The sequence below is a fragment of the Paucibacter hankyongi genome, assembly GCF_037482915.1.
GTDB classification, from domain to species: Bacteria; Pseudomonadota; Gammaproteobacteria; order Burkholderiales; family Burkholderiaceae_C; genus Paucibacter_A; species Paucibacter_A hankyongi.
Genome location: NZ_JBBHJX010000004.1, coordinates 107498 through 130698, shown reverse-complemented (window position 1 = coordinate 130698; position 23201 = coordinate 107498). Strand labels below are relative to the sequence as shown.

Sequence of the window (23201 nt, the reverse complement as noted above, 5' to 3'; positions counted from 1 at the left end):
ACACATCGGCCGGCATGCCTGTACAGTGTTTCTCATCTCATCTCATCTCATCTCGGCTTGTCGCTCCGGCGCACCATAGTTTCCTCGCATGCCTGCCGGCTTTATCAGTGTGACGCTACCCGGAGCCCTGGCGGCCCCGCGACGGATGCTGGCCGCGCTCTTGCTGGGCGGGGCGGTGAGTCTGTTGCCGGCGCCCGGCCGTGCGCTCGACAACGCGCGCCTGCTGGAGGCCGCCGCCAAGTTCAATTCGCGCACGGTGAGCGAGGCGCAATCGCTGCTGCAGATGATCGAACGCGCCGGCGCGCAAGACGAAGACACGCGCCTGACCACGGTCAACAGCTACCTGAACCGCCGTATTGAATTTCGCGAAGATATCGAGGTCTGGGGCAAGGTGGACTACTGGGCCAGCCCCTTGGAAGCCTTGGACAAGGGGCGGGGCGATTGCGAGGACTACGCCATTGCCAAGTATTTCAGCCTGGTTTCGGCCGGCACGCCGGTGGCCAAGCTGCGCATGGTTTATGTTCGAGCCATGGTGGGCGGGCGTTCGCTGGCCCATATGGTGCTGGCCTACTATGCCGAACCGAACGCCGAACCGCTGATTCTGGACAATCTGATCGGTGTGGTGCGTCCGGCCTCGCAGCGGCCAGACCTGCAGCCGGTGTTCAGCTTCAATAGCGAGGGGCTGTGGCAGGGTGTCGGGGCCACCTCGGCGGGCGACCCGCTGGCGCGACTGTCGCAGTGGCGCGACTTGCTGGCCAAGGTCAGGGCCGAAGGATTTTGAGGAAAAGTTTGATCATGAAAACTGTCGATTGGGTTTTGTCATGTCCTTGATGCGTCAAGTCTGGTTGTTGGTGGTGGGCGCGGTGCTGTTGGCCTTGGCCGGCAGTGTGGCGGTGTCGACCTTGTCGGTGCGCCAATTGCTGCAATCGCAAATGCAGATCAAGAACAGCGACAACGCCGCGGCCCTGGCGCTGGCGATGTCGCAGCAACGTGGCGACGCCGAGCTGATGCAGTTGCTGATCTCGGCCCAGTTCGACACCGGCTATTACCAAAGCGTGGTCTGGCGCGCCGCCGATGGCAAGCTGGCTTTCGAGCGCAATGCCGCGGCCAAACCGAGCAGCGCTCCGGCTTGGTTTGTGCAACTGTTGCCGATCGCGCTGCAACCCGGCGTGGCCCAGGTCTCGAATGGTTGGAATGCGATCGGCTCGGTCGAGGTGCTGTCTCATTCGGCCTACGCCCATGATGAGTTGTGGCGCAGCCTGACGCGTGTCACCTTGCTGCTGAGCGGGGTGGCCTTGCTGGCGGGCTTTGGCGCCTATCTGGCCTTGCACCGGATCCGTCGCCCGCTGGACAGTGCGGTGTCGCAGGCGCGCTCGGTGATGGAGGGCAGTTTTGGGTTGATCGAAGTGTCGACCGTGCCGGAGTTGAAGGGCCTGACGCAGGCGATGAATGCGATGGTCTTGCGCGTCAAGAGCATGTTTGAGGCGCAGGCCGAGCAACTGCAGGTCTTGCGGGTGCAAGCCCATTGCGACCCCTTGACCGGCATGAGCTCGCGCAAGCATTTCTTGGCCGAGCTGGATTCGGCCTTGACCCGCGATGAAGGTCCGGCGCGAGCCGGTTTGGTGCTGCTGCGCCTGCGTGATTTGGCGGGTTTGAACCAGCGCTTGGGCCGTCCAGCGGTGGACCACATCCTCATCAGCATGGCGGCGGCGGTGATGGCGTATCCAGAGCGGGTGCGCGGCTGCTTGGCCGGTCGCCTGAATGGCGCCGACTTTGCGCTGTGGTTGCCGGCGCCCGATGTGGCGGCCGAAACTGCGCAGGCGCTGGCCGATGCTTTGCGTGCCAGCCTGCCGGCCTTTGGTGGCGGCATTCAGGTGGCCTTGGGGGCGGTGGACCTGCCGCGTGAGGCGCAGACCGGGGTTTGGTTTGGCGAGGCCGATGCGGCGCTGGCGCGGGCCGAGAACCAAGCCGGCTTTGTGGTTGAGTCCATGACTGCACCGAAGACCGAGGGTGCGCTGATGCAAAAAGCCCAAGGCGAGCGTGCCTGGCGGGCGCAGATTGGGGAGGCCTTGAAGGACCGGCGCGGGCAGTTGGTGCAGTTCCCGGTGCTGGACCGCGAGGGCCGAATCATCCATCTGGAATGCCCCTTGCAGCTGCAACTGGAGGCCCAGGGTAGCTTCGAGTCGGCCACGCGCTGGCTGCCGCTGGCGGTGCGCAGCCGACTGACCGCCGAGGTGGACTTGCTGGCGGTCTCGCTGGCACTGGAGGCGATTGGCAAGGACGGTCTGCAGCGTTGCGTCAATATCGCGCCGGCCAGCTTGCTTGACGGCAGCTTCGTGGCGCGCCTGCGTGAGCAGGTGTTTCACGCCCCGCAGGCGGCGCGCAAGCTTGGTCTAGAGTTGGCCGAAAGCGCGGCCATTCAGCACTTCGACCTCTTGTTTGAAATGGGTCGCCAATTGCGCCCGCTGGGCGTCAAGCTGGGCCTGGAACACGCGGGCGCCGGTTTGGCCCAGGTCGACCGGCTCTACCAGGCCGGTTTGGACTATGTGAAGCTGGACGTGTCCGTGGTCACCGGTGTGTCGGGTGATGCCGCTCGCGCCGCTTTTGTGCGCGGCATGTTGGTCATGCTGCGTAGCTTGGCCTTGAAGGTCTATGCCGAAGGCCTGCGCGATGAGATGGACGTTCAGGCCTTGTGGGACTGCGAGCTAGACGGTGTGACCGGGCCTTGGGCGACGGCGCAGTCGCAGCGCTGAAAGGGCGGGGCTGACCGAGCCTGTCCGCAGGCTCAGCCCATATCCGCGCAATGCAAATGGAAGGGCCGGCCGAGGCGCCGGTCTTCGAAGTAGCGTTGCAGCGTCTCGCGCACGGTGCGAAACGCCAACTCGTCCCAGGGCACTTCATGCTCATGGAAGAGCCGCGCTTCCAGCGTTTCGGGGCCCGGATTGAATACGGTCGAGAGCAGCCGGGCGCGGTAGTAGAGGTGGATCTGTCCGACCTTGACCACATTCATCAAGCAGTAGAGCGGCAGCAGCTCGATCTGCGCGCCAGCTTCCTCGTCGGTCTCGCGCCGAGCGCCCTCCGCCGAGGTTTCGCCCAACTCCAAAAAGCCGGCCGGCAGGGTCCAAAAACCATGGCGCGGCTCGATGGCTCGGCGGCACAGCAATACCTGAGGCGACCCTTTACCTTCACCCTCGGGTTCCCAGATGGGCAGCGAGCCCACCACATTGATCGGATTCTCGTAGTGGATGCCGGCGCAGGCGCTGCAGGTGGCGCGTTCGCGGTTGTCGTCTGCTGGCACACGGTAGTCCACCGTGGCGCCGCAACTGGGGCAATGTTTGAAGCGTCTGGGAATCCACATGGCCTCAGTTTAGCGGCCTCGCCGGTGTCACCCATGGCATCATCTGCCTCATGGAACTCTTCAACTACTTTCGCTCCTCGGCCTCTTATCGCGTGCGCATTGCGCTGGCGCTGAAAGGGCTGGATTACGACTACCGCGCGGTGCATTTGGCCAAGAACGAACAGTTCGATCCGGCCTACGCGAGTGCCTCGCTGTCCAAGCTGGTACCGCTGCTGCGCGATGGCGATGCGCTGGTCAGCCAGTCGATGGCCATCATCGAATACCTCGATGAAACGCATCCTCAACCGCCCTTGCTGCCGGCCGATGCGCTGGGCCGCGCTCATGTGCGCGCCTTAGCGCAAGACATTGCCTGCGAGATCCACCCCTTGAACAATCTGCGCGTGCTGCGCTACTTGAACAAGGAGATGGGGGTCGACGAGGAGAACAAGAACCGCTGGTACCGCCACTGGGTCGAGACCGGCTTGGAGGTGGTTGAGATGCGCCTGAAGCAGGGCGCGGGGCGCTTCTGCCATGGCGACACGCCGGGGCTGGCCGACTGCGTGCTGGTGCCGCAGATCTTCAATGCCAAGCGCTTTGATTGCCGACTGGAACATGTGCCCGAGGTGATGCGAGTGTTCGAGAACTGCATGGCTCTGGAAGCATTCGCCAAGACGCAGCCCAGTGCCTGTCCCGATGCCGAGTGAGGCCGGCGTTATCCCCGCTGACTGGCTACGACCGAGCTGGCGCGATGAGCCGGGCCTGCCTGCGGGCAAGCTGAGGGCCTTCATGAGTACCCGCAGCGGCGGGGTGAGCCAAGGGCCTTATGCGAGCATGAATGTGGGCCTGGCGGTGCAGGACGAGCCGGCGGCGGTGGCTGAGAATCGGGCGCGCATTGATCAGGCGCTGGGCGCCCGGGCGATTTTCTTGCAGCAGGTACACGGCGCCGACGTTGTGCTGCTGCAAGAGCACCACGCGCGCCCCGGTGCGCCGGTGCCGGTGGCCGACGCCAGCATCAGCCTAACGCCCGGTTTGGGCGTCGCCATTCAGGTGGCCGATTGCCTGCCGGTTTTGTTTGCCGCGCCGGGCGGGGTGGCGGGTGCCCATGCCGGTTGGCGGGGCTTGAGCAGCGGGGTGCTGGAGAACACCGTGGCGGCCTTGTGCAAGGCGGTGCATTGCCGCCCCAATCAGGTGCAGGCCTGGCTCGGTGTGTGCATAGGGCCACAAGCCTTCGAGGTGGGGGCTGAGGTGTTGGTCGCTTTTGGCCGTGAGGCCAGTCCGCAGGACTGCGCCTATTTCCGGTATCAGCCGAATGCCGATGGTGCGCCACGCTGGCGCGCCGATCTGTCCGGTTTGGCGCGGGCGCGCTTGCAAGAGATGGAACTGAGTTACATCGAAAGTGCCGCGGGCTGCAGTTTCAGCGAGCCCTCACGCTTCTTTTCTTATCGGCGTGATCCCGTCTGCGGACGCATGGTGGCCGTCATCAGTCTGGTCTGAGTTGCGGATATCCGTGCTCACGGCATCAGCTTGGCCCGCAACTTGCTCTATGTCGGCGGGAGTGTTCTCGGCTTGCTCCAAGGCGGCTTGGCGTAGCCGGGCGGCCTTTCTGTGAGACCCCCCTAGGATGTACATAACGATGGAAATCGGCAATACACCGTAAAGAAACAAAGTTACGATGGCGCCCAGCACGCTGCCTTGGCTGCTGGTGGCTTCGGCCAGCGCCATCATCAGAGCAACATAGCCCCAGGCTATTGCAACCAGATACATGTGATGTCATCAGTAGGTAAGACAGCCAGATTACAACACTACCCGTGCCGAAGGGCCTGCTTGCCGGCGGGGTAAGCTCGAATGCGCTCAGACCCAGCGCACCGGTCTGAACCTATTCGAGCTTGTCCGATTGTTTGAGGAGATCTATGACCCGTAAGACAAAAGCCCCGGCCCAAGGCGCCGAGGGGCAGAACGACAACAAGAAAGCCAGTGCAGGGCCAAGTGAGGCCAATGCTGCTGCGGCCCTGGGCTTTGGTGATATGTGGAAGTCGCTGGCCGGCATACAGATCCCCGTCAATGCATTGACTGAACTGCAGTCCAACTACATCAAGCAGGCCACCGAGTTGTGGAATGCCTCGCTGCAGGGCAGTGCCGCCGCAGCCGCGCAGCCGCTGAAAGACCGGCGTTTCGCCAGCCCCGCCTGGAGCAGCAACCCGGCCAGCGCCTTCATGGCGCAGCTCTATTTGCTCAATGCCCGCACCCTGCAAGACATGGCCGACAAGGTCGAGGCCGAAGACAAGATGCGTGCCCGCATCAAGTTTGCGGTGCAGCAGTTTGTGGACGCCGCCGCACCCAGCAACTATTTGGCCTTGAACCCAGAAGCCCAGGCGCTGGCCTTGCAGAGCAAGGGCGAGAGCATTTCCAAGGGCCTGCAGCAGCTCTGGGATGACGTGCAGCGCGGCCATGTCTCGCAGACCGACGAAACCGCCTTCGAGGTCGGCCGCAATGTGGCCACCACCGCCGGTGATGTGGTGTTCGAGAACGATTTCTTCCAACTGATCGAGTACAAGCCGCTGACCGCCGAGGTCTTTGAGCGGCCACTGCTGCTGGTGCCGCCTTGCATCAACAAGTACTACATCCTGGATCTGCAGCCGGAAAACTCCTTGATCCGCTACGCAGTGGCGCAGGGGCACCGGGTCTTTGTGCTGAGCTGGCGCAACCCTGATGACAGCTGCAAGGCCTGGACCTGGGACGACTGCATCGAGCAGGCGCCGATCAAGGCGATCTCGGTGGTGCAGGAAATCAGCGGCGCCAAGACCATCGACACCTTGGGTTTTTGCATCGGCGGTACCATTTTGTCGACCGCCTTGGGCGTGCTGGCGGCCCGCGGTGAGCAGCCGGCGGCCAGCGTCACGCTGCTGACCACGCTGATCGATTTTTCCAGCAACGGCATTCTCGACATCTTCGTCGATGAAGCCTCGGTGCATCAGCGCGAGACCACCATTGGCGCGCAGGCCCCGAACGGCCCCGGTTTGCTGAAGGGGCAGGAACTCGCCACCACCTTCAGCTTCCTGCGCCCGAATGATCTGGTCTGGAACTATGTGGTCGCCAACTACTTGAAGGGCGAGGCGCCGCCCCCGTTTGACTTGCTGTACTGGAACGGCGACTCGACCAATATGAGCGGCCCGATGTACTGCTGGTACCTGCGCCACACCTATCTGCAAAACGAGCTGAAGATACCGGGCAAGCTGACGGTCTGTGGCGAGAAGTTGGATCTCAGCAAGATCAAGGCGCCGGTCTTCATCTACGGTTCGCGCGAGGACCATATCGTGCCCTGGGAAGCGGCTTACCGTTCGACCCAGGTCTTCACCGGCAAGCGCACCTTTGTGATGGGCGCATCGGGTCACATCGCTGGCGTGATCAACCCAGCGAGCAAGAACAAGCGCAGCCACTGGCTCGCCAGCGATGACGCGCTGCCGGCTGCGCCAGAGCAATGGTTGGCCGGCGCCGAAGAGCGCCCAGGCAGCTGGTGGCCGGTTTGGTCCGATTGGTTGGCCGCCCATGCGGGTGGCAAGAAGCCCGCACCGAAGACAGCCGGCAGCCGCAAGTACAAGGCCATCGAGGCCGCGCCGGGCCGCTACGTCAAGCAGAAAGCCTGATCAAGTCTTAAATAGCCTGACCGAAAGTCCGATTCATTCGGCCCTTGCTGAAATGGCCTAACCCTGATTTCTAACGGAGAGTGCAGAGATGAGCGATATCGTGATTGTGGCGGCGGCCCGTACCGCCATTGGCAAGTTCGGCGGCACCCTGGCCAAGACCTCGGCCGTGGACCTGGGCGCGACCGTGGTGCGCGACCTGCTGCGTCGCAGCGGCCTGGATGGCGCGCAGATCAATGAAGTGATCATGGGTCAGGTCTTGACCGCTGGCGCTGGCCAGAACCCGGCTCGCCAGACGGTCATCAAGGCCGGCCTGCCTAACACCGTGCCTGCCATGACCATCAACAAGGTCTGCGGCTCCGGCCTGAAGGCGGTGATGCTGGCAGCTCAAGCGATTCGTGATGGCGATTCCGACATCGTCATTGCCGGTGGTCAAGAAAACATGAGCCTGAGCGCGCATGTGCTGCCGGGCTCGCGCGATGGTCAGCGCATGGGTGACTGGAAGCTGGTCGACACCATGATCGTCGACGGCCTGTGGGACGTTTACAACCAGTACCACATGGGCATCACGGCCGAGAACGTGGCCAAGCAGTACAGCATCAGCCGCGAAGCGCAGGACGCATTGGCCTTGGGTTCGCAGCAGAAGGCTGCCGCTGCACAGGACGCTGGCCGCTTCAAGGACGAAATCGCTGCGGTGACGATTCCGCAGAAAAAGGGCGATGCCATCGTCTTCGACGCCGATGAGTTCATCAACCGCAAGAGCAATGCCGACGCCCTGGCCGGTCTGCGCCCCGCCTTTGACAAGGCCGGCAGCGTCACCGCCGGCAATGCCTCGGGCCTGAACGACGGCGCTGCGGGTCTGCTGATCATGTCGGCCGCCAAGGCCGCCAGCCTGGGCCTGACGCCCTTGGCACGCATTGCCTCCTACGCCTCGGCCGGTCTGGACCCCTCCATCATGGGCATGGGCCCGGTGCCGGCGGCCAAGAAGGCGCTGGAGCGCGCCGGCTGGAAGGCCCAAGACCTGGACCTGCTGGAGATCAACGAAGCCTTCGCTGCGCAAGCCTGCGCGGTGCATCAAGAGATGGGCTGGGACCTGAGCAAGGTCAACGTCAATGGCGGCGCCATCGCGCTGGGTCACCCGATCGGCGCTTCCGGTGCTCGCATCTTGGTGACCTTGTTGCATGAGATGCAGCGCCGCGATGCCAAGAAGGGCATTGCCTCGCTGTGCATCGGCGGTGGCATGGGCGTGGCCTTGACGGTCGAACGCTGAGTTTTACGAACAACAAAACCGGCTCGACTAAGGGCCAACCCGCTTGACCCAACTTGTGGCTTGCGGGAGCCTGAGTGAGCCGATCGGCCTATTTATTTTGGAGACATCAAGATGAGTCAGAAAGTTGCATACGTTACCGGCGGCATGGGTGGCATCGGAACCGCGATGTGCCAGCGCCTGCACAAAGAAGGCTTTAAGGTCATCGCCGGCTGCGGCCCCAGCCGCGACTTCGACAAGTGGTTGTCCGAGCAAGCCGCGCAGGGCTACACCTTCTACGCCTCGGTGGGCAATGTGGGTGACTGGGATTCGACCGTCGCCGCCTTTGAGAAGGTCAAGGCCGAGCATGGCACCATCGATGTGCTGGTCAATAACGCCGGCATCACGCGTGATGGCATGTTCCGCAAGATGAGCAAGGCCGACTGGGATGCGGTGATGAACACCAATCTGGACAGCATGTTCAACGTCACCAAGCAGGTGATCGAAGGCATGCTCGACAAGGGCTGGGGTCGCATCATCAATATCTCTTCGGTCAACGGTGAAAAGGGCCAATTCGGCCAGACCAATTACTCGGCCGCCAAGGCTGGCATGCATGGCTTCACCATGGCTCTGGCCCAAGAAGTGGCCAGCAAGGGCGTGACGGTGAACACGGTGAGCCCCGGCTATATCGGCACCGATATGGTCAAGGCCATCAAGCCGGAAGTGCTGGAAAAGATCGTTGCCACCATCCCAATCAAGCGCTTGGGCACGCCGGAAGAAATCGCCGCCATCGTGGCCTGGTTGGCTGGCAATGACTCCGGTTTCACCACCGGCGCCGACTTCAGCTGCAACGGCGGCTTGCATATGGGCTGATGCCCTGGTTTTGAGCGCCTGAGCGGCTGAGATGCCGTGAGGCGCGCTGATGAACTGAATGGGCCGTGGACTGCGCCAAGAAACGCAGCCCGGCCCATTTGTGTGTGAGGCGAAGGAGGCGCGGGAGGCGCAATGACATTGAAGAAAACTCTGCTGGCCGCAGCGCTATTGGGTTGTCTGTCGGCCGTGGCCGCTCCGCTGTCCCATGAGCAGTTGGTGGACCGCATGCAGCAACTGGCTGAGCGGGGCGATGCCCAGGCGCATTACCACCTGGGCATGTTCTACAACAACGGCATCGGCGTGAGCAAGGACCTGCATCGAGCCTATCGCAGCTTTGTGGCTGCCGCCGCTGCCGGCGACCCCTTGGGTGCGTACAAAGTGGGGTGCTACCTTGCTGGGCAATTTCCTGGCGTGGTGCCCTTGGACATGGAGCAAGCCCTCAGGCAAAAGTTGCGCGCCGCCGAAGCCGGCTATGACCTAGCGCAGTCGGATGTAGCGCAGATGTACCTGAAGCGCTCGATGGGGGCGCAAGCCCGACCGTGGCTGGAGCGGGCGGCCGCGCAAGGCCACGCGCAGGCGCTCTACAACCTCTCGGCCGGCCATGCCAAAGGGCAGTGGCCCGAGGCAGATGCAGCCCTGAGCTATGCCTACTTCAAGCTGGCCCACCTTGCCGCCGCGGGGAAGGTCAATCCACGCGCCCAAAGCAGCTTGGATGAAATGGGCCGCTCACTGTCGCCCGAGCAGTTGCAGCGGGCGCAAGACCTGGTGGCTGCTTGGCAGCCCCGGCGCAGCGAACTCTCTATCAGGGCCAAGAACGGCTTATCGGACGCTGAGGCGTTGGTGGCGCGCGCCGACTGAAGAACGCTGCGCTGCAGCATTGTCTAAGGTCCTCTGTGGTCCCGCTTGGGTCCGGGTAAGCCTGGGTCTACTTTGGGTAGGATGGCGCTCATTGAGTGAGATGCCAACCGGAGAGAACCATGGCCATGGATGTAGTCGACTACGAGATCAAGGGCGCCGAGATGCAGTTCGTCGAGGTTGAGCTCGACCCCGGCGAGGCCGCGATCGGCGAAGCTGGCAGCATGATGTTCATGGACACCGACATCCAGATGGACACCGTGTTTGGCGATGGCGCGCAGCAGCAGGGCGGTTTCTTCGGCAAGCTGATGGGCGCGGGCAAGCGCTTGGTAACCGGTGAGTCCTTGTTCACCACCATCTATACCAACCAGGGTTCGGGCAAGCGGCGTGTGGCCTTTGCTGCACCCTATCCGGGCAAGATCTTGCCCATGGATCTGCGCCAGCTGGGCGGCACGCTGATCTGTCAGAAGGACGCGTTCCTGTGCGCGGCACGCGGCGTCTCGCTGGGCATCGCTGTGCAGCAAAAGCTCTCCACCGGTTTCTTCGGCGGCGAGGGCTTCATCATGCAAAAGCTCGACGGTGATGGCCTGGCCTTTGTGCATGCCGGCGGAACCGTGGTGCGACGCACGCTGCAAGCCGGGCAGACGCTCTTGGTCGACACCGGCTGTGTGGTGGCCTACACGCCGAGCGTCAGTTTCGAAATCCAATACGTGGGCAAGATCAAGACGGCCTTGTTTGGTGGCGAGGGCTTGTTCCTGGCCAAGCTGACCGGGCCGGGCGAGCTGTGGTTGCAAAGCCTGCCGTTTTCGCGCCTGGCTTCGCGCATCTTCGCGGCCGCGCCGCAGCGTGGCGGCAGCCGCGAAGAGGGTTCGGTGTTGGGCGGGTTTGCCGGCGCCGGCTTGCTGGGCGGCTTGCTGGGGGGCGATAACGACGAATGAGCCGGCCATCGGCGGGTGTTAATGCGCTGTGCATGAGGCAAGGCAAACGGGCGCCTCGCTCGGCCCACTACACTTCAAGGGTGATGCAGTGGCGCGCCCCTCGTCGCTGATCCACTCGATTTGATCCCAGTCCTTTGGCCGCAAGCCATTTGCCGCCCGTTTTCTATCAGCTCCGTGTTGTTCAAGGAACTCCCGATGTTTTTTCAGCCCCGGCCTCGCCAAGTGCGGGCTCTGAGCTTGTGCTTGACCTTGCTTGCTTCGATCACTGCCTCCGGGGCCGCCCATGCGGCCCCTGCAACGGAAAAGCCCGCTCGGCCGATCTTTGTGCTGAATTCGCTGGACGCCGACATCAGCGTGGTGGACCCGATTAGCTTCAAGCAGATCAAGCGCATCCCGACCGGCAAGGAGCCGCATCACCTCTACCTGACACCGGACGAAAAGTCGCTGCTGGTAGCCAATGCGCTGGGTGATTCGCTGACCTTCATCAACCCGGTCACGGCCGAGGTGCAGCGCGTGCTGCAAGGCATTCACGACCCCTATCACCTGCGTTTTTCGCCGGACATGAAATGGTTCGTCACTGCCGCCAACCGCCTCGACCATGTGGCCATCTATCGCTGGGTGCCCACCGATGCGGACAAGCCGATGCAATTGGTCAAGAAAATCCCGGCGCCCAAAACGCCCAGCCACTTGTTCATCGACAGCAAGAGCACGGTGCTGTATGTGAGCCTGCAAGACAGCGACGAGTTGCTGGCGGTGGACCTGGCGACGCAGGCGCCGCGCTGGAAGGTGCCGGTCGGCAAGATGCCGGCGGACATCTTCCTGAGCCCGGACGACAAGCACATCTTGGTGGCGCTGACCGGTGACAAGTTGGTTGAGGTCTATGACGTCAGCGGCGCCGCGCCCAAGCTGGTCAAACGCATCCCGACTGGTGATGGTGCCCACTCCTTCCGCGCCTGGGGTGACCGTCGCCATGTGCTGGTCAGCAACCGCGCCGCCAACACCATCAGCAAGATCGATCTGCAGAGCTTTACCGTCGTCGACAAGTTCCCTGGCCCCAGCGGCCCGGACGATATGGAAGTGTTGGGCGACGGCAAGACGCTGCTGGTCAGCTCGCGCTGGGCCGGTAAGCTGACCATGATCGACACGCAGACCAAAAAGGTCGTGAAGCAGGTCAAGGTCGGCAAGTCTCCGCACGGCGTGTGGACCTTGGATCATCAGCCGAGGCAGTGATGAGTAAGCGCTGGGCCGTGCTGGCCCTGGGTCTGGCAACGTTACCGCTTTCCATAGCGGCGCAGACCTGTGACAAACCGGTGTTCCTCACCTTTGACACCGGGCATATGGCCGTGGCGCCCTTGATCGCCGAGACGCTCAAACGTTTCGATGCGCGTGCTACGTTCTTCTTGGCCAATGAGCCGACCAAGGATGGTGGCAGCACGCTGGATGATCAATGGGCGCCCTGGTGGCGAGCCCGTGCGCAAGAGGGCCATGATTTCGGCAGCCACACCTGGGACCATGACATCTGGCTGGCCGACGCCAAGGGTGGCGCCGCCTTCAAGGTACGCACCGTCGCGGGCGAGAACCAGCCGGTCTATCGCGAGCTGAGCGCCGAGCAGTATTGCGCCAGCCTCAAGCAGGTGGCCTCCCGCTTCAGCGAGATGACCGGGCGCAGCATGGGGCCGATTTTTCGCGCCCCGGCCGGCAAAACCTCGCCCGCCTTGCAGCAAGCCGCCCAGCGTTGCGGTTATGTGCATGTGGGCTGGGATGCAGCCGGCTTCTTGGGCGATGAGTTGCCCAGCGACCGTTACCCCAATGAACAGCTGCTGCAGCGCGCGCTGCAAAACATCCGGCCCGGTGATATTTTGATGGCGCATCTGGGCATCTGGTCGCGCCAGGACGCCTGGGCCCCGTCGGTGTTGGCGCCGCTGATGCAGGGCTTGAAGGACAAGGGCATGTGCTTTGCTCCGCTGCGTGAGCATCCACGCTATGCCTTGTTGTTCAAGGTGGCCTCGGTCTTGCAAAAGCCGGCCTTGCCCGGGGCCTCAACACAGGAATCTCGCGAGAAATGATGGAATGGTTCAGCGACCTGTTCGCGCAAGCGCAGCAGTTATTGTTTGAAGCTGTGGTTCAGCCGCTGGTGTTTTCCTTGGGGGGCGGCAATCTTTTGGAAGACGCCTTTGCCGCCACCGGCTGGTTGCTGGTCGGTTTGCTGCAGATCGCGGTGATGCTGAGTGTGATCCGGGGGCTTGAGCGCTGGCGTCCGGTTGAGCCCTTGCAAGACCGGGCGGCGGTGCGGGTCGATGTGATCTACACCCTGATTCACCGCCTGGGTGTGTTCCGCCTGCTGATGTTCTTCAGCATCGATCCGATGTGGGATGCCTTATTTGGCCAAGCTCGTCTGGCCGGCCTGCCGACTTTTCAGCTCGATGCCCTCTGGCCCGGCGTGACCGATATTCCGCTGCTGAGTTTTTGCCTGTATCTGCTGGTCTTCGACCTGGCCAACTATTGGCTACACCGGGGTCAGCATGCTTGGAATTGGTGGTGGGCCTTGCATTCGCTGCACCACAGCCAGCGCCAAATGACGATGTGGAGCGATAACCGCAACCATCTGCTCGACGACGTGCTGCGCGATACCGCCTTTGTGTTGTTGGCACGCCTGATCGGTGTGGAACCGGGCCAGTTTGTGGCCTTGGTGGCGGTCTCGCAGTTGATGGAAAACCTGCAGCACGCCAACGTGAAGCTCTGGTTTGGTCCGCTGCTGGAGCGGGTGGTGGTCAGTCCGCGCTTTCACCGCTTGCACCATTCGATCGGCGTGGGCCATGAGTCCTCAGGTCGCGGCACGCTCGGTGGTCACAACTTTGCGGTCTTGTTCCCGATCTGGGATATCTTGTTCGGCACCGCTAACTTCGAGTTGCGCTGGGACGCCACCGGCGTGCGAGACCAGTTGGCCGAGGAGGGCGGGCGCGACTATGGACGCGGCTTCTGGGCCCAGCAATGGCTGGGGCTGGGGCGCTTGATCGGTTGGCGCTGAAGGCGATTAAGCACAAGGGCAAGTCTCAGCGCAGCGAGCGCCGCTCGGTTGAAAGCTTGTGGCCGGCACGCTGACTTCTTCGCTCGCTAAGATCACCCTCTTTCAGGCTTGCGAGGGAAGTGATCGATGGTCAATTCGATGAGTCGTGTGGGTGACGCGTTTTGGCGCGCCGCCGCCTATTGCCTGCACCCGCGGGTGATCGCGCTGTCGATGTTGCCCTTGCTGCTGGCGGCAGGCCTGGCCTTCGGATTGGGCTACTTTTTTTGGGAAGACGCTGTCACGGGAATGCGCGGCACGCTGGACTCCTGGCGTTTGGTCGACACCTTGCTGAGCTGGCTCGACCATGTCGGCGCCACCGGTTTTCGCAGCGTGATGGCGCCCTTGCTGGTGCTGGTGCTGGCCCTGCCGGTGATCGTGGTGCTGAGCCTCTTGTTGGTGGCACTGTTGATGACGCCGACCCTGGTCAAGATGGTGGCCGATCGCCGTTTCATGGGCTTGGAGCTCAAACATGGCGGCCCCTGGTGGAAGGCCCTGGCCTGGTCCGCTTGGCACGCCGTGCTGGCCTTGTTTGCCTTGCTGGTCAGCATGCCGTTTTGGTTGATTCCGCCATTGGTGCTGATCTTGCCGCCGCTGATCTGGGGCTGGTTGGGCTACAAGGTCTTCAGCTTTGATGCCTTGGCCGAACATGCGTCGGTTGGAGAGCGCCGACAGCTGATGCGCCAGCATCGCCTGCCCCTGATGCTGCTGGGGCTGGTGACCGGCTATCTTGGCGCTGCACCCGCGGCCATCTGGGCCTTCGGCGTGATGGCGGTGGCCTTGGCGCCGTTCCTGATCTTGGCCTCGATCTGGCTCTACACCCTGGTCTTTGCCTTTTCCACCCTGTGGTTCACGCATTACTGCTTGGCGGCTTTGCAAGAGCTGCGCCAGCAGCGCGCCGCGGCCGGCGCTCAAACCATGCCGACGGTGGATGAGCTGCTGCAGGCCCCGCCGCCCACCCTGCATCTGCCTTGATGCCTTTTTGGTTTTTCTCTGACTCTGCGGCGCAGGCCCAGCACTTACTCCCGAAAGCGCGGACATGAAAATTGGTCTGATCATCATTGGCGACGAAATCCTGTCCGGCAAGCGCCAGGACAAACACATGAGCGCCTGCATCGACTTGCTGACGGCGCGCGGCATGAGCCTGGACTGGGCGCAGTACCTGGGCGATGACCGTGCGCACATCACGGCGCAACTGCGTCAGGCCTTTGCCAGTGGTGATCTGGTGCTGTGTTGCGGTGGCATTGGCGCCACGCCTGATGACCATACCCGCCAAGCCGCCGCGGCTGCGCTGGGCCGAGAGCTGGCTTTGCATCCGCAGGCCAAGGAATTGATCTGGGAACGCATCCAGCAGATGGCGGCCGAGCAGGGCAAGCAGGTCGAGGCCGAGGACCCCGACACCTTGCGACGGTTCGAGATGGGCGTGTTCCCGCTGGGCGCCGAGATCGTGCCCAATCCCTTCAACAAGATTCCCGGATTCTCGGTCGGTACGGTGTACTTCATGCCCGGCTTCCCGGTGATGGCGCACCCGATGATGGCCTGGATCTTGGATCATCGTCATGCGGATCTGCACCGCGTCCTGGGCGTGCAAGAGCGCTCGATGATTGTGCAGAGCACCATGGAGTCCAGCCTGACGCCCTTGATGGTGGCGGTGGAAGCCGACTTCCCTGGCATCAAGGTCTTCAGCCTGCCCAGTGTGGATCATCCGCAGTGGGGTCGCCACATTGAATTGGGCGTCAAGGGCGAGGCGGGTCAACTCGATGCCGCCTACCTTGCACTGAAAACGGGCGTGATCCAGTTTGGTGCAACAATAAGCACCGAATTGGTGCGGTAGCGCGCGACGCTTTGCACCAAGTCGGGCGAGCTCGTGTTCAAAACTGTGATTTGAGTGCTGTTTTATGCCGCCGTGCAGCGCCATAATTCGCCCGCCTGCTTGGATGAGGGCGGTGCAGCGCAGCTTTGGTGCAGTTTTTGAACAGAGGCCCGAGATCTGGTCTTAAGTTGGCACACAAAGTGCTTGTTCTGGAGTGCGGCGCCTAGAGTTGCAGCGCGTGCCGAATTCATTCGAGTCCCCAAAAGTTTTTCCCGCTAGGAGTTTTTGATGGCCAAGACCGTCGCAGACGTGATCAAGATGGTGAAAGAGAACGAAGTCAAGTTTGTTGACTTCCGTTTCACCGATACCCGTGGCAAAGAGCAGCACGTGACCGTGCCCGTCTCGCACTTCGACGAAGACAAGTTCGTGTCGGGCCACGCTTTTGACGGCTCCTCGATCGCCGGCTGGAAGGGCATCGAAGCCTCGGACATGCTGTTGATGCCCGATCCGAACACCGCCAACATCGACCCCTTCTTTGAAGAGCCGACGCTGATCCTGTCTTGCGACGTGGTCGACCCGGCCGACGGCAAGGCCTATGAGCGCGATCCGCGCTCGCTGGCCAAGCGCGCTGAAGCCTATCTGAAGTCCTCCGGCCTGGGCGACACCGCCTACTTCGGTCCGGAGCCAGAATTCTTCATCTTCGACTCGATCCGCTGGGGCAATGACATGTCCGGCTCCTTCTTCAAGATCGAATCTGAAGAAGCCGCTTGGAACACCGGCAAGGAATACGAGCACGGCAATTCCGGCTATCGCCCGACCGTCAAGGGCGGCTACTTCCCCGTGCCTCCGGTCGACAGCGGCCAAGACATGCGCTCGGAAATGTGCCTGATCTTGGAACAGCTGGGCATCCCGGTTGAAGTGCATCACCATGAAGTGGCCAACGCCGGCCAAATGGAAATCGGCACCCGTTTCAGCTCGCTGGTGCAGCGCGCTGACTGGACCCAGCTGCAAAAGTACGTGGTGCAAAACGTCGCTCATGCCTACGGCAAGACCGCGACCTTCATGCCCAAGCCCATCGTTGGCGACAACGGCTCCGGCATGCACGTGCACCAGTCGGTTTGGAAGGATGGCAAGAACCTGTTCGCCGGCGACGGCTATGCTGGCCTGAGCGATTTCGCCCTGTACTACATCGGCGGCATCATCAAGCACGCCCGCGCGCTGAACGCCATCACCAACCCCGGTACCAACTCGTACAAGCGTCTGGTGCCTGGCTACGAAGCCCCGGTGAAGCTGGCTTACTCGGCCAAGAACCGCTCGGCATCGATCCGCATTCCTTACGTGGCTAACCCCAAGGGTCGCCGTGTTGAGGCACGCTTCCCCGATCCATCGGCCAACCCATACCTGTGCTTCGCAGCGCTGCTGATGGCCGGTCTGGACGGCGTGGAAAACAAGATCCATCCGGGCGAAGCCGCCACCAAGGATCTGTACCACCTGCCGCCGGAAGAAGACGCATTGGTGCCGACCGTCTGCCACAGCCTGGACCAGGCTCTGGAAGCCCTGGACAAGGACCGCGCGTTCCTGACCAAGGGTGGCGTGTTTACCGATGCCTACTTGGATGCCTACATCGAGTTGAAGATGCAGGAAGTGACCCGGCTGCGCATGGCCACTCACCCGGTCGAATTCGATATGTACTACTCGCTGTAATGCCGGTGAGCGGCGTGCGTGACCTTCACGTGACGCCGCTCGGCCTGCATAGCGCTGTTGAGGGACGACCGCGGTCGTCCCTTTTCTTTGGCGCCAACACTTGTTGCGGCTTTTGTTTCGACATTTGTTTTGACGAGCAGCCGGCAAAGTGGGGCTACTTCTGTGCTTGCATCGCTGGCGATACGCCACAATGCCGCCATGCTGATTCGACCTTGTTCTTCACGTCTGAGCTTGATGGCTTTGGCCGCATTGCTGGCGCTGCCGGGCGCTGCCGCCTTGGCGCAGTCCACCGTCTACCGCTGCCCAGGGCCGCCGGTGCTCTACACCGACGCCTTGTCGGCCAAAGAGGCGCAAGACAAAGGTTGCCGGTCGATCGAGGGCACGCCCATCACGGTGCTGCAAGCGCCGAAGCCGCGGGCCAATTCATCGGCCCCTGCGGCCCAGGCTGGCGAATCGGCGCGGGGCAGTGCTGATGGCCGGATCGACCCGAATCAGCAGCGTTCGCGTGATGGTGAGCGCCGGCGCGTGCTTGAGACCGAGTTGCGCGAGGCCGAGGATCGTTTGGCTTCGCTGCAGCGCGAGTACGCCGGCGGTGCCGCCGAGCGGCGTGGCGACGAACGCAATTACCAGAAATTCTTGGATCGCATGGCCGAACTCAAGGCCAGTATCGGGCGCCAGGAATCCGACATCCAGGCGCTCAAACGCGAGATCAGCAAACTGCCTTGACGGCCACGGTGTATCGGCGGCGTCGGGGCGATGGGCCTAGACAGCATGACCGAGATCCGACTTCCCAATACCGGCTTTGAAGCCTTCGACACCCTGGCCACCATGGTGGCCGTGGTGCGCCCCGACGGCGAATGCCTGTTCGCCAATGCGGCCTTTGAGAACGTGATGCGCTTGTCGCGCCGGGCGGTAGAGCGCAGCAATCTGTTTGATTGGTTTGCCGACGCCAGCCGTCTCAGTGACACCGTCAGCGGCGTGGCCCGCAATGCCTATTCGAGCAGCCGCTTCGACGCCTTGTTGCGGCGGGCAGGCCGTCAGCACGAGGACCTGTTGCCGGTGCATGTGATCGTCTCTCAGATGGAGAGCGACTCGCAAGTCTTGGTCGAATTGATCGAGAACGCCCAGCAAAGCCGGCAGGACCGCGAGGAGCGCACGCTCGACCAGGTGCAGGCGACCAAGGAGTTGACTCGCAATCTCGCCCATGAGATCAAGAACCCTCTGGGCGGCATTCGAGGTGCCGCGCAACTGCTGGCGATGGAATTGGCGCCGACCGAGTTGGGGCCTGAGTTGGCCGAGTACACCCAGGTCATCATCCATGAGGTGGATCGGCTGCAGTCGCTGGTCGATCGCTTGTTGGCGCCGCACCGCCATGCGCCGGTGCTTGCGGATGTGAACATCCATGAGGTCTGTGAGCGGGTCAGGGCGCTGATCTTGGTGGAGTACCCGCGGGGCTTGAAGGTCATTCGTGACTACGACACCTCACTGCCGGACTTTCGCGGTGACCGCGAGCAGCTGATTCAAGCGGTGTTGAACATCGTGCAGAACGCCGCGCAGGCCCTGCAGGCGCGCATCGCCGAGGCCGACCCCGAGCAGCCCGCCTGTATTCGCTTGCGCACCCGGGTGGCGCGCCAGATCACGATTGGCAAGCAGCGTTGGCGCTTGGCATTGGAATTGCATGTGGAGGACAACGGCCCCGGAGTGCCGGCCGAGATTCGAGATCGCATCTTCTTCCCGCTGGTGTCGGGGCGAGATGGCGGCTCGGGTCTGGGACTGACGCTGTCACAGACGATTGCCCAGCAACACCAGGGCATGTTGGACTGTCAGAGTGAACCGGGCCGGACCGATTTTCGATTGACCTTGCCCTTGCCTTGATCGGCAAGTCGGACGCGCTGAATAGTTTTTTGGAAGCCTTTGCATGAAATCGATTTGGGTTGTAGACGACGACCACTCCATCCGCTTCGTGCTGGAGAAGGCGCTGGCTCGCGAGGGCCTGCCGGTCCGCTGCTTCAGCAATGCGCGCGACCTGCTCGCGGCCTTGGACGAAGACAGCCCGCAGGTGCTGGTGTCCGATATCCGCATGCCGGGAGGGTCAGGTCTTGACCTGCTGGCCAAGGTCAAGGCCCGTCTGCCGCAGCTGCCGGTCATCATCATGACGGCCTACTCCGACTTGGACAGCGCCGTGTCGGCCTTCCAGGGCGGCGCCTTCGAGTATTTGCCCAAGCCGTTTGATCTGCCGCGCGCGGTTGAATTGATTCGTCGCGCTCAAGAAGAGAGCCAGCGCGAAGAGGCGCAGGGCGAAGAGGCGGCGGCCGAAGTGCCCGAGATGTTGGGTCAGGCCCCGGCCATGCAGGATGTGTTCCGTGCCATCGGGCGTTTGTCGCAAAGCCATGTGACGGTGCTGATCACCGGTGAGTCCGGTTCCGGCAAGGAGTTGGTGGCGCGCGCGCTGCACAAGCACAGCCCGCGTGCGGAGGGTCCCTTCGTCGCCATCAACACGGCGGCCATCCCTAAGGATTTGTTGGAAAGCGAGCTCTTCGGCCATGAGCGCGGCGCCTTCACCGGTGCGCAGGCGACCCGACGCGGTCGCTTTGAGCAGGCCGATGGCGGCACCTTGTTCCTGGACGAAATCGGCGATATGCCCTTGGAGCTGCAGACCCGCTTGTTGCGCGTCTTGTCCGATGGGCAGTTCTACCGCGTTGGTGGCCACAGCCCCTTGCGCAGCAATGTGCGGGTGATCGCCGCCACTCACCAAAACCTGGAGTCGCGGGTGCGCCAGGGCGCCTTCCGCGAGGACTTGTTCCATCGCCTGAATGTGATTCGCCTGCGCCTGCCTGCGCTGCGCGAGCGGCGTGAGGATGTGCCGGTGTTGGCGCGCTTTTTCTTGCAGCGCAGCGCGGCCGAGTTGGGCGTGGAGCCCAAGCGCTTGAGCGACGCCGCCTTGGCTCAGTTGGTGGCCTTTGATTTCCCCGGCAATGTGCGGCAGCTGGAGAACATCTGCCATTGGCTCAGCGTGATGGCACCCAGCCAGATGGTCGATGCCAAGGACTTGCCGCAGGAGCTCTTGCAAACCGGGTCGGCGAATCTGCCGGCCGAATTGGCCTTGCTGGACGAGCCCGAGCTGTCGCGAAATGCGCCGAGCGCAGGCCTGCCACCGAGTGGGGCGGTGGCAGCGGTGATGCCCAGCTTTGGTGCGGGGCCGGATGCCTGGGTGGCCGAAATGGCGCGTGAGGCGCGCCGCCTCTTGGCCGCTGGCGAGCCTGATGTCTGGGACGTGTTGACGCGCCGCTTTGAAGCCAGCTTGATCTTGGCGGCGCTGGAGTTGACCCGCGGCCGGCGCATCGAGGCGGCGCAAAAACTCGGCATTGGCCGCAACACCATCACCCGCAAGATCCAGGAGTTAGGTTTGGACGCCTAAATTCCCGAATGCCTGCCGTGACGGGAGAAGAGATCCGGATAAACCCGAGCCCACCCACGGCTGTCACGGCTGGGACATCTTTGAAGCTCGAATGCTGCCTAGAATCGAACGATCGTTCTATTTTGCGCAGGCCGGGCTTGATGAGCTCATGACCGCCCTGCGTTTGGTGCCGAGCAATCGGCTTTCAAGAAGGGCTCAGCATGACAGCGATTTACGACGTCCGCGGCCAGGTGGCCGTGATCACCTTGAACAACCCGCCCGTCAATGGTCTGGGTTATGCCACCCGCAAGGCGGTCGCCGCCGGCATTGAACAGGCCGAGAGTGATGCCGCCATCAGCGCAGTCGTCATCACCGGCGCCGGTGCGGCCTTTTCCGGCGGCGCCGATATCAAGGAGTTCGGTAGCCCCAAGGCCCTGGCCGAACCGAATCTGCTCAGCCTGATCGCGCTGGTGGAGGCCTGCTCCAAGCCGGTGGTCGCCGCCATCCACTCGGTCTGCATGGGTGGTGGCTTGGAGTTGGCGCTGGGCTGCCATTACCGCATTGCCGCGGCAGGCACCAAGGTGGCCCTGCCCGAGGTCAAGCTGGGGCTCTTGCCCGGTGCAGGCGGCACGCAGCGCCTGCCGCGCGCCCTGGGCGTTGAGCCGGCGCTCAATATGATCGTCAGCGGCGAACCGGTGAACAGCGAGATGCTGGCCATGGTGCCGGGCCAGAAGCTGTTTGACCGTATGGCCCAGGGCGATCTGATGGCTGAGGCCCTGGCTTTTGCTGCCGAAGTGGCCGACAAACGCCCCTTGCCGCGTGTGCGTGATCTGAAGGCCCGGCATGCCAATCCGGACGCCTACTTTCAGTTCGCCCGCAATATGGTGGGCGGACAGAGCCGCAACTTCCCGGCGCCGCTGCGTTGCCTGGAGGCGGTGGCCGCCTCGGTGACGATGAAGTTCGAGGACGGCATTCGCGCCGAACGCGAGGGCTTTGCCGCGCTGATGGTGACGCCCGAATCCAAGGCCTTGCGGCATGCCTTCTTCGCCGAGCGCGCCACCACCAAGATCGGCGATGTGCCGAGCGACACTCCGCAACGCAAGATCGAGCGTGTGGCCGTCATCGGTGCCGGCACCATGGGCGGTGGCATCAGCATGAACTTCTTGAATGCCGGCATCCCGGTCGTCATGCTGGAGACCAAGCAAGAGGCCCTGGACCGCGGCGTAGCCACTATCCGCAAGAACTATGAAGCCCAGGTCAAAAAGGGCAAGCTGAAGGAAGACAAGTTCCAACAGCGCATGAGCCTGCTCAGCACCACGCTGAACTACGCCGACATCGGCCAGGCCGATCTGGTGATCGAAGCGGTGTTCGAGGAGATCGGCGTCAAGGAATCGGTCTTCAAGCAACTCGACGCCGTGATGAAACCCGGCGCCATCCTGGCCAGCAACACGTCGACCTTGGACGTCAACACAATTGCCAACTTCACCCAGCGTCCGCAAGACGTGGTGGGTCTGCACTTCTTCAGCCCCGCCAATGTGATGAAGCTCTTGGAGGTGGTGCGCGGCGCGGCCACGGCCAAGGACGTGTTGGCCACCGTCATGGCCGTGGCCAAGAAGATCCGCAAGACGGCGGTGGTCTCGGGGGTGTGCGACGGCTTCATCGGCAACCGCATGATCGAACAGTACAGCCGCCAGGCCGGTTTCCTCTTGGACGAGGGCTGCAGCCCGCAACAGGTGGACCGTGCGGTCGAGAAGTTCGGCTTCGCCATGGGTCCCTTCCGCATGGGTGACCTGGCCGGCAACGACATCGGCTGGTCCATCCGCAAACGCCGTTATGTTGAGAAGCCGAATCTGCGTTATTCGGCCAGCGCGGACCGTCTCTGCGAACTGGGCCGCTTCGGCCAGAAGACGCAAGCCGGCTGGTACGACTACCAGGTCGGCAAGCGCGATGCGCAGCCTTCTCCGGTGGTGGCGGAGATGCTGGCGAAGCACCGCGCCTCACTGGGTCAGGACCCGGCGGTGGCGCCGCGCCAGATCAGCGATGAGGAAATTGTGCAGCGCCTGGTTTACGCCTTGGTCAACGAAGCGGCGCATCTGTTGGAAGAGGGCATCGCCCAGCGCGCCTCGGATGTGGACATGGTCTATCTGACCGGTTACGGCTTCCCGCTTTGGCGCGGTGGCCCGATGTGCTACGCCGACACGGTCGGTTTGTTCAATGTGGTGCAGGCAATGAAACGCTTTGCGAAGAACCCGCTGGATGACGCGAAGTTTTGGGAGCCGGCGCCGCTGCTGGCGCGCTTGGTCGCCGAAGGCGGCTCTTTCACCGGCTGAGCC

General features: G+C 62.8%; 21 protein-coding genes. 19 read left to right on the top strand and 2 right to left on the bottom strand.

The window, feature by feature from the left end; all coding sequences use genetic code 11:
* Positions 1 to 88 precede the first annotated feature (88 nt).
* The gene (locus tag WG899_RS08845; protein ID WP_339595265.1) at positions 89 to 781 is read left to right on the top strand and encodes a transglutaminase-like cysteine peptidase; all 693 of its coding nucleotides are present in this window, start codon (positions 89 to 91) and stop codon (positions 779 to 781) included.
* Positions 782 to 821: 40 nt separating this feature from the next.
* Positions 822 to 2753 (top strand): bifunctional diguanylate cyclase/phosphodiesterase, encoded by a 1932-nt coding sequence (locus WG899_RS08840; protein ID WP_339595264.1) that lies wholly within the window; start codon positions 822 to 824, stop codon positions 2751 to 2753.
* Positions 2754 to 2785: 32 nt separating this feature from the next.
* Here WG899_RS08840 and WG899_RS08835 read toward each other — a convergent pair whose 3' ends face one another.
* Entirely contained in the window at positions 2786 to 3358 is a 573-nt protein-coding gene (locus WG899_RS08835; protein WP_339595263.1) for an NUDIX hydrolase, read from the bottom strand.
* A gap of 50 nt (positions 3359 to 3408) precedes the next feature.
* Here WG899_RS08835 and maiA point away from each other — a divergent pair, with 50 nt between their 5' ends.
* Complete coding sequence (gene maiA / locus WG899_RS08830) at positions 3409 to 4041, top strand: maleylacetoacetate isomerase (RefSeq protein WP_339595262.1); 633 nt, start codon at positions 3409 to 3411, stop codon at positions 4039 to 4041.
* A gap of 82 nt (positions 4042 to 4123) precedes the next feature.
* Complete coding sequence (pgeF, locus tag WG899_RS08825) at positions 4124 to 4831, top strand: peptidoglycan editing factor PgeF (protein WP_339595261.1); 708 nt, start codon at positions 4124 to 4126, stop codon at positions 4829 to 4831.
* Here pgeF and WG899_RS08820 read toward each other — a convergent pair.
* A complete protein-coding gene (locus tag WG899_RS08820; protein ID WP_339595260.1) occupies positions 4763 to 5101 on the bottom strand; it encodes a hypothetical protein in 339 nt (112 codons plus the stop codon). The two genes, pgeF and WG899_RS08820, sit on opposite strands and share 69 nt — an antisense overlap.
* 146 nt (positions 5102 to 5247) lie before the next feature.
* On the opposite strand from WG899_RS08820, the gene phaC reads away from it, so the two are divergent.
* The 15 genes from phaC (at position 5248) to WG899_RS08745 (ending at position 23198) form a co-directional block, all read left to right on the top strand.
* On the top strand, positions 5248 to 6981 hold the full coding sequence (gene phaC, locus WG899_RS08815; protein WP_444718827.1) for a class I poly(R)-hydroxyalkanoic acid synthase: 1734 nt from the start codon (positions 5248 to 5250) through the stop codon (positions 6979 to 6981).
* Positions 6982 to 7069: 88 nt separating this feature from the next.
* Positions 7070 to 8248 (top strand): acetyl-CoA C-acetyltransferase, encoded by a 1179-nt coding sequence (locus WG899_RS08810; protein ID WP_339595259.1) that lies wholly within the window; start codon positions 7070 to 7072, stop codon positions 8246 to 8248.
* A gap of 111 nt (positions 8249 to 8359) precedes the next feature.
* Positions 8360 to 9097 (top strand): acetoacetyl-CoA reductase, encoded by a 738-nt coding sequence (phbB, locus tag WG899_RS08805; RefSeq protein ID WP_339595258.1) that lies wholly within the window; start codon positions 8360 to 8362, stop codon positions 9095 to 9097.
* A 132-nt stretch (positions 9098 to 9229) separates the two neighbouring features.
* On the top strand, positions 9230 to 9955 hold the full coding sequence (locus tag WG899_RS08800; RefSeq protein WP_339595257.1) for a tetratricopeptide repeat protein: 726 nt from the start codon (positions 9230 to 9232) through the stop codon (positions 9953 to 9955).
* Positions 9956 to 10074: 119 nt separating this feature from the next.
* Positions 10075 to 10890 (top strand): TIGR00266 family protein, encoded by an 816-nt coding sequence (locus tag WG899_RS08795; RefSeq protein WP_339595256.1) that lies wholly within the window; start codon positions 10075 to 10077, stop codon positions 10888 to 10890.
* Between the two features lie 195 nt (positions 10891 to 11085).
* Complete coding sequence (locus WG899_RS08790) at positions 11086 to 12120, top strand: YncE family protein (protein ID WP_339595255.1); 1035 nt, start codon at positions 11086 to 11088, stop codon at positions 12118 to 12120.
* On the top strand, positions 12120 to 12956 hold the full coding sequence (locus WG899_RS08785; RefSeq protein WP_339595254.1) for a polysaccharide deacetylase family protein: 837 nt from the start codon (positions 12120 to 12122) through the stop codon (positions 12954 to 12956). The genes WG899_RS08790 and WG899_RS08785 overlap by 1 nt, the downstream gene beginning before the upstream one ends.
* Complete coding sequence (locus WG899_RS08780) at positions 12956 to 13918, top strand: sterol desaturase family protein (RefSeq protein WP_339595419.1); 963 nt, start codon at positions 12956 to 12958, stop codon at positions 13916 to 13918. The genes WG899_RS08785 and WG899_RS08780 overlap by 1 nt, the downstream gene beginning before the upstream one ends.
* Before the next feature lie 126 nt (positions 13919 to 14044).
* Positions 14045 to 14929, top strand: coding sequence for an EI24 domain-containing protein (locus WG899_RS08775; RefSeq protein WP_339595253.1), 885 nt, complete (start codon positions 14045 to 14047; stop codon positions 14927 to 14929).
* 64 nt (positions 14930 to 14993) lie between these two features.
* The gene (locus WG899_RS08770; RefSeq protein WP_339595252.1) at positions 14994 to 15788 is read left to right on the top strand and encodes a competence/damage-inducible protein A; all 795 of its coding nucleotides are present in this window, start codon (positions 14994 to 14996) and stop codon (positions 15786 to 15788) included.
* A 267-nt stretch (positions 15789 to 16055) separates the two neighbouring features.
* Positions 16056 to 17471: a type I glutamate--ammonia ligase gene (gene glnA, locus WG899_RS08765; protein ID WP_263537620.1), complete on the top strand. Its 1416-nt coding sequence runs from the start codon at positions 16056 to 16058 to the stop codon at positions 17469 to 17471.
* Between the two features lie 198 nt (positions 17472 to 17669).
* Positions 17670 to 18197, top strand: coding sequence for a hypothetical protein (locus WG899_RS08760; protein WP_339595251.1), 528 nt, complete (start codon positions 17670 to 17672; stop codon positions 18195 to 18197).
* A gap of 45 nt (positions 18198 to 18242) precedes the next feature.
* Complete coding sequence (gene glnL / locus WG899_RS08755) at positions 18243 to 19346, top strand: nitrogen regulation protein NR(II) (RefSeq protein ID WP_339595250.1); 1104 nt, start codon at positions 18243 to 18245, stop codon at positions 19344 to 19346.
* Positions 19347 to 19389: 43 nt separating this feature from the next.
* A complete protein-coding gene (ntrC, locus tag WG899_RS08750) occupies positions 19390 to 20889 on the top strand; it encodes a nitrogen regulation protein NR(I) (protein WP_339595249.1) in 1500 nt (499 codons plus the stop codon).
* Between the two features lie 200 nt (positions 20890 to 21089).
* Positions 21090 to 23198, top strand: a complete 2109-nt coding sequence (locus tag WG899_RS08745) for a 3-hydroxyacyl-CoA dehydrogenase NAD-binding domain-containing protein (RefSeq protein ID WP_339595248.1) — start codon at positions 21090 to 21092, stop codon at positions 23196 to 23198.
* Positions 23199 to 23201: the final 3 nt, after the last annotated feature.

Bases quoted from the DNA above. Each gene is read 5' to 3' on its own strand.
- WG899_RS08845 (WP_339595265.1), top strand. From the start codon at position 89: ATGCCTGCCGGCTTTATCAGTGTGACGCTACCCGGAGCCCTGGCGGCC.
- WG899_RS08840 (WP_339595264.1), top strand. From the start codon at position 822: ATGTCCTTGATGCGTCAAGTCTGGTTGTTGGTGGTGGGCGCGGTGCTG.
- WG899_RS08835 (WP_339595263.1), bottom strand. From the start codon at position 3,358: ATGTGGATTCCCAGACGCTTCAAACATTGCCCCAGTTGCGGCGCCACG.
- maiA (WP_339595262.1), top strand. From the start codon at position 3,409: ATGGAACTCTTCAACTACTTTCGCTCCTCGGCCTCTTATCGCGTGCGC.
- pgeF (WP_339595261.1), top strand. From the start codon at position 4,124: ATGAGTACCCGCAGCGGCGGGGTGAGCCAAGGGCCTTATGCGAGCATG.
- WG899_RS08820 (WP_339595260.1), bottom strand. From the start codon at position 5,101: ATGTATCTGGTTGCAATAGCCTGGGGCTATGTTGCTCTGATGATGGCG.
- phaC (WP_444718827.1), top strand. From the start codon at position 5,248: ATGACCCGTAAGACAAAAGCCCCGGCCCAAGGCGCCGAGGGGCAGAAC.
- WG899_RS08810 (WP_339595259.1), top strand. From the start codon at position 7,070: ATGAGCGATATCGTGATTGTGGCGGCGGCCCGTACCGCCATTGGCAAG.
- phbB (WP_339595258.1), top strand. From the start codon at position 8,360: ATGAGTCAGAAAGTTGCATACGTTACCGGCGGCATGGGTGGCATCGGA.
- WG899_RS08800 (WP_339595257.1), top strand. From the start codon at position 9,230: ATGACATTGAAGAAAACTCTGCTGGCCGCAGCGCTATTGGGTTGTCTG.
- WG899_RS08795 (WP_339595256.1), top strand. From the start codon at position 10,075: ATGGCCATGGATGTAGTCGACTACGAGATCAAGGGCGCCGAGATGCAG.
- WG899_RS08790 (WP_339595255.1), top strand. From the start codon at position 11,086: ATGTTTTTTCAGCCCCGGCCTCGCCAAGTGCGGGCTCTGAGCTTGTGC.
- WG899_RS08785 (WP_339595254.1), top strand. From the start codon at position 12,120: ATGAGTAAGCGCTGGGCCGTGCTGGCCCTGGGTCTGGCAACGTTACCG.
- WG899_RS08780 (WP_339595419.1), top strand. From the start codon at position 12,956: ATGGAATGGTTCAGCGACCTGTTCGCGCAAGCGCAGCAGTTATTGTTT.
- WG899_RS08775 (WP_339595253.1), top strand. From the start codon at position 14,045: ATGGTCAATTCGATGAGTCGTGTGGGTGACGCGTTTTGGCGCGCCGCC.
- WG899_RS08770 (WP_339595252.1), top strand. From the start codon at position 14,994: ATGAAAATTGGTCTGATCATCATTGGCGACGAAATCCTGTCCGGCAAG.
- glnA (WP_263537620.1), top strand. From the start codon at position 16,056: ATGGCCAAGACCGTCGCAGACGTGATCAAGATGGTGAAAGAGAACGAA.
- WG899_RS08760 (WP_339595251.1), top strand. From the start codon at position 17,670: ATGCTGATTCGACCTTGTTCTTCACGTCTGAGCTTGATGGCTTTGGCC.
- glnL (WP_339595250.1), top strand. From the start codon at position 18,243: ATGACCGAGATCCGACTTCCCAATACCGGCTTTGAAGCCTTCGACACC.
- ntrC (WP_339595249.1), top strand. From the start codon at position 19,390: ATGAAATCGATTTGGGTTGTAGACGACGACCACTCCATCCGCTTCGTG.
- WG899_RS08745 (WP_339595248.1), top strand. From the start codon at position 21,090: ATGACAGCGATTTACGACGTCCGCGGCCAGGTGGCCGTGATCACCTTG.